The organism is Chthoniobacter sp. (genome assembly GCF_040003245.1).
Taxonomy (GTDB): domain Bacteria; phylum Verrucomicrobiota; class Verrucomicrobiia; order Chthoniobacterales; family Chthoniobacteraceae; genus Chthoniobacter.
The window spans coordinates 1-7,799 of sequence record NZ_JBDUCX010000295.1 but is presented as its reverse complement, the minus strand read 5'-3'; the positions used below and the strand labels follow the sequence as shown (position 1 = coordinate 7,799).

Sequence of the window (7,799 nt, the reverse complement as noted above, 5' to 3'; positions counted from 1 at the left end):
GGTGCATGGTTCGCCGGTGACGTTGATCACGTCCTTGATGGCGATCGGCACGCCGCCGAGCGGAAGCGACACATCCGCGCTTTCCGCGATTTTCAAGGCGGCGTCGAAATCGCGCGAGAGATAGCCGTGAATCTGCGGGTCCACCCGGCCGATGCGGGCCTCGAGGGCGCGCACCACCTCGGTGGGCGACACTTCTTTCGCGCGTAGCTTTTGCTGCAACCCGGCGATGGACAGAGCGGTGAGTTCCATGCGCTACTCGATGACCTTCGGCACGACGAAGAGCTGGTTCGCGGAGCGCGGCGCATTCGCCAGCGCCTGCTCGGCCGTGAACCAGTCGCGCGCGACGTCATCCCGAAAAACATTGAACACCGCGTTGGCGTGCGCGGTCGGCTCGACGCCGCTCACGTCCACCTGCTCGAGCTTTTCGACGTAGGCGAGCACTTGCGTGAGCTGCGCCTGGAACTTGGCGATCTCTTCTTCGCTCAAATGCAGGCGCGCCAGTTGCGCGGTGTAACGGACGTCAAAAACGGCACTCATAGGGACGGGGAGTAGAGCGGGGGATGGCGCGACATTCAACGCCGAACATCGCGAGGCGCGGGCGTGCGCCGGATCACTGCTGGTGCGTGAAGAGGAAGTAGGCCCAGTAGACGACCGCGGCGAAACCGAAAAGGAGGATGAAGAAAAGGAAACGACCACGGCGGCGCTCGGCACGCAGGCTCTTCTGCCGGGCGGGCATGGCCGCGTTCAGTTCGAAGCCGTGACGGGGGTCCTGCAAGGCCACACGGGAGCCGCGGCGGGCATCAGTGCGGCTGGCGCGCTTGATGAGTTCCTCGCGGCGCACGCGCGCCTGTTCCTGGCGGATCTTCGGCGCATTCTTGATGAGGCTCTCATTCCGCTCGATCTCAGCCCGCAGCTTCTCCTGCTGCTCGGTCAGCGCGCGCGCCTTGTCGTCGAGCGGGCTGGAAGGCTTGGACTTTTCCGGCTTCCGGCGTTTGGGGAGCATGAGCACTTTTATTTATTAAAAACTGCCACGAGGACCACGATGATCAGGATGCCGAGGGCGAAGAGCGGCAGCGTGAAAGCGAAGCCCGCCTTGAGCCAATACATGAAATCTTTCTGCTCCACCGCGGTGTATTCGGGCTGGTAGCCGATGCTGGCGGCCACGGGATCGGAGCCGTCGCTTTCCTTGTTGGAACTGATTTTCGGAAGCGAGCTGGAATACTCCGCGCGCGAATCATCCACCACGCTGAGCGACTTGGTGAGCTCCTTGTTGATGTCGAGGCCTTCCCAGGCCTTGGGATTGATCGAATCGAGTGCGTCGAGGTGGGCGGAAAAAGATTCGTGGATGCTGGCGAGCAACTCCACGCGCTTCTTCGCATCGTAAGTCTCGCGTTCGAGCACCACCACGGCACGGGTAAATTTGTCGACCATCTCCGCCTTGCCGGCTTGCAACTGCTCCTGCCGGCGGCTGAGCTCCTCGAGCTCGCGCTTTTGTTTCTCGATCGTCTCCTGCTGGCGCTTGAGCGCGTAGAGCTGTTCCTGGGCCTTCTGTACTTGGTTGTCCAGGTGTTCTCCCGCGAGGGATTCATCTTCGGGGAGATCGAGGAATTGGTCGTCGGAGCGCGTGCGGTCAGCCATGGTGTGCGTGGGTCACCCGCGAGCGTAGCGGGCGCAATTTATATTTCCAGATTTTTCACGCGGCGAATCGCGAGTAAGAGCGGAAATAGCATCACGGTTAGGCTCAGGATCACGACCAGGAGGTAGGGCAGGAGCGGCGGAATCGACCACGGAAATTTCGTCACCCGCGCCAGGTCCGGCAGCGCCACCGTGGCGACAAACGTGGTGATGTAAAGAAAGCTGGCCACGAGGCACAAGGTGCCGCCAAACCCGCTCACGATCTTGCTCGGGTTGTCTTCCTTGAAATTGGGAAACAGCGCCCCGAGGCCCACCGCCAGCCCGCTGAGGGTGGCGCTCATCAGCGCAATCGCCAGGGCAAAAAAGCCGACCCGCAGCCACGGCAGGTGCAACATCACGCTCGAGGTCACCATCAGGCTCACGGTGATGACGGAGGTGGTAAAACAACTGGTCCAGAATTTCTGCAACAGCACCTTTTGCATGCCGATGGGGGCAAGACCGACGATCCAGAGCAGGCGGCCCTCGAGCGAAAACTGCGGGAAGACAAAGCGCGTGGTCAGCGTCGAGAGGGTGAGCGAGGACGCCGCCAGGTTCAGGTAGCTGATCATCGTTTCCCAGAACGGACTGGAGAAATTAAAGGCCACGTTGCGGAGGTTGATCACGTAGATGCAGAGCAACCCGAAAAAGATCATGAACTGGATCCACTGCGCCGGGTCGCGCCAGAAGAGGCGCGCATCCTTGAGCACCAGCGCGGCGACCGGTGGCGACCAGGGGCGGATGAGATTGGTGACACGCTCCAGCAGCTCCGGCTTGCGGTCACGCTGGCGCCGCGCCACCGCCTGGCGCTGGAACCGTGCGGCGCGCGAGCTCAGCGCCACCGTCCAACTGCCGAAGAAACAGCGGCCGACGATCTCGAAGCCGATGAGCAGACCCATGAGCGCGTAGCTGAGCAGCAGGAGGAAGGAAAACAGGCCCTGCCGGGTGAGCCCTTCGCTCCAGGCGAGGATCGTCTGGGCGAGCCACGCGCTGGGGAGAAAGGGATTCACGCTCAGCCGGGTGTGGCGCAGCAATTGATCGAAGGAAAGGATGTCCTCCGGGGCGAGGGCGTCGGCGTCGGTCACCGGCTTGATGCCCGCGATGAGCAGCGCGAGCACGCCCAGCGCGATGACCAGCACGATGTTCTTCACGTCGCGATGGCCGAGCACGCGCACCAGGAAAATCACCGCCCAGGACCCGAGCAGGGCCGGGATGATGACGAAAGGGATGAAGACCAGCGCCACTTGCAGGAAGAAGATCGACGGCGCCTCGTGCACCTTGCCGTAGGCCAGCATGAGCGGTGCGCTGAGGAAGAGCAGCGCCCAGCTCGACACCGCGAGCGCCTCGAGGAATTTCCAGCGGTAGATATTCTGCGGCGGCAATGGCAGCGAGAGCAGCCAGGTCGTCTCCCGGCTCTTGAAGAGCGTGGAGTAGCCGATGATCAAGTTCGAGAACACCAGCATGACAAAGAAGAACCCGAAGACGAGATAGATGAGCCGCTGCGAGAGCAGGCTGCCCACGAGCGGGAAGCGGTAGAGAAAATTCAGCCCCTCGAAAAACAGCCAGTAGCCCAGCGCCAGGTAGCCGAAGACGAAGCCCGCCAGGACGACCAGCATGGCCGGCGATTTCTGCCAGATCCCGCGCCACCGCGCCACGAACGACCGCCATTGCACCCAGAAGAGCAGGCGGAAAAGCGCCAGCGTCGAGAGCAGGCGCGGAGTGGAGGTGGAGGCGGCTTCCATCGATGGTCCGGCGATCCAACAGCAGTGCCGGGATGTCCGCAAGAGGATGTATGCGGGACGGGGCAAAAACGAGCGAACGGCGGCCCACGCGCCGCGCCGCAGATGGAGGAAGAATCGCGATTTTTTGCCCCAAATAGGTCGTTTTTCGCAATGGAGCCAATGGAGCCAATGGAGCCAATGGAGCCAATGGAGCCAATGGAGCCAATGGAAGCTGTCACCCCGCTGACACTCTCTCGCCCGCCACGCGCCACGCGCCGACGCCGGAGGCGTCAAAGAGATTAGCCCCGGGTCGAGCGAGCTTGCGAGCGACCACCCGGGGTATCGAAAAGAAAGCGTAGCTCCAACCGTCCCGGCCTCTGGCCGCATCCTCCGTCGGTCCGCAGAAGCGATGCGGCTGCGCCGGGACGGTTGGAATGTCCGCTTTGGGGGCTCGGTACCCCGGGTGGTCGCTCGCGGCTCGCTCGACCCGGGGCTAATTTCTGTTGTCCCTTCAGGACACCCGGCCCACGGGAAAGGCTTCGCCTTCGTCGCGCTTTGGAGTAGGGAAACGCTCATGCGCTTCCCCCTCGCCGCCCTCGTCCTGTTCCTCGCCTCCACCGCCGTGCTCTGCGTCGCGGGGGAGATCACTCCCGAAGCCAAACGCGTCGTCTCCGTGCTCGAATCCATGCACGTCGAGGAGCATTGGATCGCCGGCGCGATTGTCGATTGGCGCACCGGCGACCCCACGGGCAAGGCCGTCACCGACACCGGCAAGCACACCCATTGCAGCCAGTTCGCCGCCGCCGCCTGCGAAAAGCTCGGCATCTACATCCTGCGTCCGCCGGAACACAGCGCCGTGCTCCTGGCCAATGCCCAGTTCGACTGGCTGGCCGGGGAAGGCCGCACCGGCGGCGGCTGGACCCCGGTGGCCGATGGCGTCGCCGCGCAAGACGCCGCCAACCGCGGCCAGGTCGTCGTCGCCGTCTGCCAGAATGCCGACCCGAAGAAATCCGGCCACATCGCCCTCATCCGCCCCGGCAGCAAGACCCCGGAGCAAATCGCCGCCGAAGGCCCGGACGTGATCCAGGCCGGCGGCACCAATTTCACTTCCACCAGCCTGAAGCGCGGCTTCGCCAACCACCCGCAAGCCTTCCCCAAGGGCGAGATCCGCTTCTACGCCCACGCCCCCGCGGCGGGGCATTGATCTGCGAGGCGGGACTTGAGGTAGCTAAGCGACAAAACTCACATCGATGGAAGTACCGCCAGATTCCCGAAGCGCTCCCCCGCCGCTGCCAGAGCGAGGAGCCAGTAAAGTTGCGAAAACCGAAAAACCGTTTCTCAAAGCGTTCGCCAGCGGCGGAGTCTTGTATACTGCCATCGTTGGTATGATCTTGCTCGGTGGAGAGCAGAATATAGCTTACCGCGCTACTTACACTTTCATGTCATGCTTGGTGGCAACAGGGGCGACCGCCATTTGGTGCTATAAAGACAAACAAGTATGGTCGTGGGGCCGGATCATCGGGACCGTGGTCGGTTTTTATGTCGCAGTGGTCTTCATCCAAATGCAAGGGAGCGCTCAGAAATGATATCAACGACCGGTCAACTTTGCTTCGCTGAAGAGGGCGAGTTGATGGCTGCCGTTCCCGCCACTTAGAGCCGCTCTGGCGGTTCCTCGCGCACCACTACGGTCTGCGGAGACGGGACATAACGCACCCCTCGCGCCATTTCCTCGCGCTCCCGCTGGCGCATCCGTGCGCCGATCTTATGCACGTCGTAATTGCATTCCCGGGCGACCTTCTCGCGCACGCGATGGATTTCCTCGAGTAGATCGTTATCGTTCACGGTTTGGAAGGTGGCAGAAGTTCGTCCGGGTTGCAAATCACCGGGCAGACGTATCCGGCTGCGGCGCAAATGCGTTCGACCCGCCGCACGATGCTCAGATTGTGAATGTGGGTGCAGTTCCAAGTAAGGAGGAAATCCATGCCATGCACCGCAGCAGTGGCGATGTGAAAGGCATCCGTCGCCGCCTTGGCAGGAATCAATTCGCCCTCCAGCAGTTTTCCCGCGAGGTCTTCCGCTTCCTCGGTGGTGGGCAGGACCGGGACGTTATCGAGCAAGGCCAGACGTGCTGCCGCCAAGGCGGGGTTTCCTTCGGCCGCTTCCTCACGCACAAAAGCCGATGTGTAGAGATCGTATTTGTGCCGGTGATCGTTCCACCAGTCCTCCGTGACTTCCTGATGCGCCGCGAGCCGCAGATCCCGACTGCGCCGCGCCGTGAGATAGCTCGGGATCGTCGTTTCGAGATAGAGGCGCGGCAGACTCATCGCCGGTCAGGATGCCCGGCGTAGAAGGTAGCGTCAACGTGATCAGGCGCTGGCCCGAGCGTGGTTTTGCATCGCGCTCGGAGTTCGTGATCCATCGATGTGCGGTGTGTCAGACGCGAGGACTTCCGCCACTTATTCCTTCGTCACCCACTCCCAGGCTTTTTCCAATTCGCGGAAGGCGCGGATGTGGTCGGAGGGGGCGAGTTGCTCGGCCATTCTCGCCATGCCGAAGGAGCCGGGGTCGGTGACCAGGATGGCCCAGCGGGCGCCGTTGGTCCGGGTGTCGTTTTTTTCCATGTAGGCGACCATGCTGCGGATGTATTCGCCGTCGGCCGGGTGCATGATGTAACGGCGGTCGAGCAGCAGGCCGAAGCCGGGGACGTAGGCGGGGTCGCTGAAAATCTGCTCCATGGTGGATTCCCATTCGGCGAAGAGCGGCTGGGAACGGTAGGTGACGTGCACGGATCGACGGGCGGGGTCGATCGTGTAAATCAGCGGGCGTTTCATGGGCGGGTGGCTTTCGTATACAGATTTCCCCGACCCCTCAACCTCAAGTGGTGGTTGCATGGTTCCGGGCATCCTTTCGTGTCGTCAGAGCAGTGGCGGCTGAGCTAAACGGTGGCCAGGGGAACGGTCCTGCTGTGAGCGAGAGCGTCGTTGCCTGCGGTAGGGAAGCCGCGCCGCCGGGTTCCCTCGAATGGGTGTGTGGGGACATGGTGGATGGCGGGACGAGCAATGGTCATTCCGCGCGCAGGACGGGTCGGCCGCCGCCGCTTTTCCGCGCACCCAAAAGTGGGAAACCCGGCGGCGCGGCTTCCCTACCGCGGCTTGATTTTTCGGCACTCGCGCTGGGTGCGCGGACTTGAAGCAGTGGGCAGAGTCGGATAATCAGGGCGCTCACGACTGCGATCCCGCCCATTTCCCCTCATGCTTCCTCACCGCCTCTCCCCCATCACGAAACTTGGAAAGCGCTGCGTCCTGCTCGGGACTTTGCTGGTGCTGCTGACGCCTTGGGCGGGGGCGGAGACGCCGGCGGCTCCGCAGGCGGATGTGCCGCCGCCGTGGGCGTATCCGATCGATCCTCCCGGGGTGGTGGCGCCGAAGGATGACGGCACGTTGCGGCACGTGCCGGATAGCACATTGGCGCTCACGTTGAGCCAGGTGAAGGATGGCTTTGTGTCGCCGGACTGGCATCCGGGCGATCATCCGCCGATGCCGGGGATCGTGGTGCATGGGAACAAGCCGGCGGTGATGGCGTGCTGCTATTGCCACCGGGCCACGGGCACGGGCGGGCCGGAGAATGCCAGCCTGGCGGGCTTGCCCGCGTCCTACATCATCCAGCAGATGGCGGATTTCAAAAGCGGGGCGCGGGTGACGGCGCTGCCGCTGCGGGCGCCGCAAAAGAACATGATGGCGCTTTCCAAGGCGGCGACGGCGCCGGAGGTCGAAGAGGCGGCGGCTTATTTTTCCAGCCTGAAGTTGCAGCCGATCATTCGCGTGGTGGAGACGGACACGGTGCCGAAGACCGAGGTACACGGCTGGCACCTGGCCGATCTCAAGACGGGGGAGAAGGAGCCGATCGGCCAGCGGGTGATCGAAGTGCCGGAAGACCTGGAGCGATTTGTGAGTCGTGATTCGCGCGTGCAATTCATCGCCTATGTGCCGACTGGGAGCATCCAAAAGGGCAAGGCGCTGGCCAGCACGGGCGACGGCGGCCGCACGGTGCAATGTGCGATCTGTCACGGCCCCGATCTGCGCGGGCTCGGGCCGATTCCGGGGATTGCGGGGCGTTCGCCGAGTTATCTCGTGCGCCAGCTTTACGATTTCCAGCACGGCACCCGCGCGGGGATCAGCAGTGCGCTGATGAAGCCGACGGTGCAGAATCTCACGACCGATGACATGGTCGCGCTGGCGGCGTATGCGGCTTCGCTGGCGCCGTAGGGCGGCATGCATATTTGACGCCGGGCATCGGAGCAACGCCAACGGCGTTTAATCTATCAGCCCAGGGTTGCGAGGCACGAGCTACCCTTGAGCCTGTATCGATTTTTCGGACAGAATTGGGTAAGCTGAAGCAGACGACTTC

At 63.0% G+C, this 7,799-nt stretch carries 10 protein-coding genes; 2 read left to right on the top strand and 8 right to left on the bottom strand.

The window, feature by feature from the left end:
* From ABJF10_RS27405 to ABJF10_RS27385, 5 genes are all read right to left on the bottom strand, one after another.
* Window positions 1-249: amidase family protein (locus ABJF10_RS27405; protein ID WP_348547809.1), on the bottom strand; the 249-nt coding region annotated here is incomplete at its 3' end.
* Between the two features lie 3 nt (window positions 250-252).
* Window positions 253-537, bottom strand: a complete 285-nt coding sequence (gatC, locus tag ABJF10_RS27400; protein WP_348547808.1) for an Asp-tRNA(Asn)/Glu-tRNA(Gln) amidotransferase subunit GatC — start codon at window positions 535-537, stop codon at window positions 253-255.
* A 73-nt stretch (window positions 538-610) separates the two neighbouring features.
* A complete protein-coding gene (locus tag ABJF10_RS27395; RefSeq protein WP_348547807.1) occupies window positions 611-1,003 on the bottom strand; it encodes a hypothetical protein in 393 nt (130 codons plus the stop codon).
* An 8-nt stretch (window positions 1,004-1,011) separates the two neighbouring features.
* Window positions 1,012-1,638: a hypothetical protein gene (locus tag ABJF10_RS27390; RefSeq protein WP_348547806.1), complete on the bottom strand. Its 627-nt coding sequence runs from the start codon at window positions 1,636-1,638 to the stop codon at window positions 1,012-1,014.
* A 38-nt stretch (window positions 1,639-1,676) separates the two neighbouring features.
* Window positions 1,677-3,413: a hypothetical protein gene (locus tag ABJF10_RS27385; RefSeq protein ID WP_348547805.1), complete on the bottom strand. Its 1,737-nt coding sequence runs from the start codon at window positions 3,411-3,413 to the stop codon at window positions 1,677-1,679.
* Window positions 3,414-3,966: 553 nt separating this feature from the next.
* Between ABJF10_RS27385 and ABJF10_RS27380 the strand changes: the two genes are divergently transcribed.
* Window positions 3,967-4,596, top strand: coding sequence for a hypothetical protein (locus tag ABJF10_RS27380; protein WP_348547804.1), 630 nt, complete (start codon window positions 3,967-3,969; stop codon window positions 4,594-4,596).
* Window positions 4,597-5,042: 446 nt separating this feature from the next.
* Here ABJF10_RS27380 and ABJF10_RS27375 read toward each other — a convergent pair whose 3' ends face one another.
* The 3 genes from ABJF10_RS27375 to ABJF10_RS27365 form a co-directional block, all read right to left on the bottom strand.
* The gene (locus ABJF10_RS27375) at window positions 5,043-5,234 is read right to left on the bottom strand and encodes a hypothetical protein (RefSeq protein WP_348547803.1); all 192 of its coding nucleotides are present in this window, start codon (window positions 5,232-5,234) and stop codon (window positions 5,043-5,045) included.
* Window positions 5,231-5,716: a type II toxin-antitoxin system VapC family toxin gene (locus tag ABJF10_RS27370; RefSeq protein WP_348547802.1), complete on the bottom strand. Its 486-nt coding sequence runs from the start codon at window positions 5,714-5,716 to the stop codon at window positions 5,231-5,233. The genes ABJF10_RS27375 and ABJF10_RS27370 overlap by 4 nt, the downstream gene beginning before the upstream one ends.
* A 132-nt stretch (window positions 5,717-5,848) precedes the next feature.
* Entirely contained in the window at window positions 5,849-6,223 is a 375-nt protein-coding gene (locus tag ABJF10_RS27365) for a hypothetical protein (RefSeq protein WP_348547801.1), read from the bottom strand.
* A 420-nt stretch (window positions 6,224-6,643) separates the two neighbouring features.
* Between ABJF10_RS27365 and ABJF10_RS27360 the strand changes: the two genes are divergently transcribed.
* A complete protein-coding gene (locus tag ABJF10_RS27360; RefSeq protein WP_348547800.1) occupies window positions 6,644-7,657 on the top strand; it encodes a cytochrome C-binding protein in 1,014 nt (337 codons plus the stop codon).
* Window positions 7,658-7,799: the final 142 nt, after the last annotated feature.

Coding starts and splice junctions, on each gene's coding strand:
- gatC (WP_348547808.1), bottom strand. CDS start 537: ATGAGTGCCGTTTTTGACGTCCGTTACACCGCGCAACTGGCGCGCCTG.
- ABJF10_RS27395 (WP_348547807.1), bottom strand. CDS start 1,003: ATGCTCCCCAAACGCCGGAAGCCGGAAAAGTCCAAGCCTTCCAGCCCG.
- ABJF10_RS27390 (WP_348547806.1), bottom strand. CDS start 1,638: ATGGCTGACCGCACGCGCTCCGACGACCAATTCCTCGATCTCCCCGAA.
- ABJF10_RS27385 (WP_348547805.1), bottom strand. CDS start 3,413: ATGGAAGCCGCCTCCACCTCCACTCCGCGCCTGCTCTCGACGCTGGCG.
- ABJF10_RS27380 (WP_348547804.1), top strand. CDS start 3,967: ATGCGCTTCCCCCTCGCCGCCCTCGTCCTGTTCCTCGCCTCCACCGCC.
- ABJF10_RS27370 (WP_348547802.1), bottom strand. CDS start 5,716: ATGAGTCTGCCGCGCCTCTATCTCGAAACGACGATCCCGAGCTATCTC.
- ABJF10_RS27365 (WP_348547801.1), bottom strand. CDS start 6,223: ATGAAACGCCCGCTGATTTACACGATCGACCCCGCCCGTCGATCCGTG.
- ABJF10_RS27360 (WP_348547800.1), top strand. CDS start 6,644: ATGCTTCCTCACCGCCTCTCCCCCATCACGAAACTTGGAAAGCGCTGC.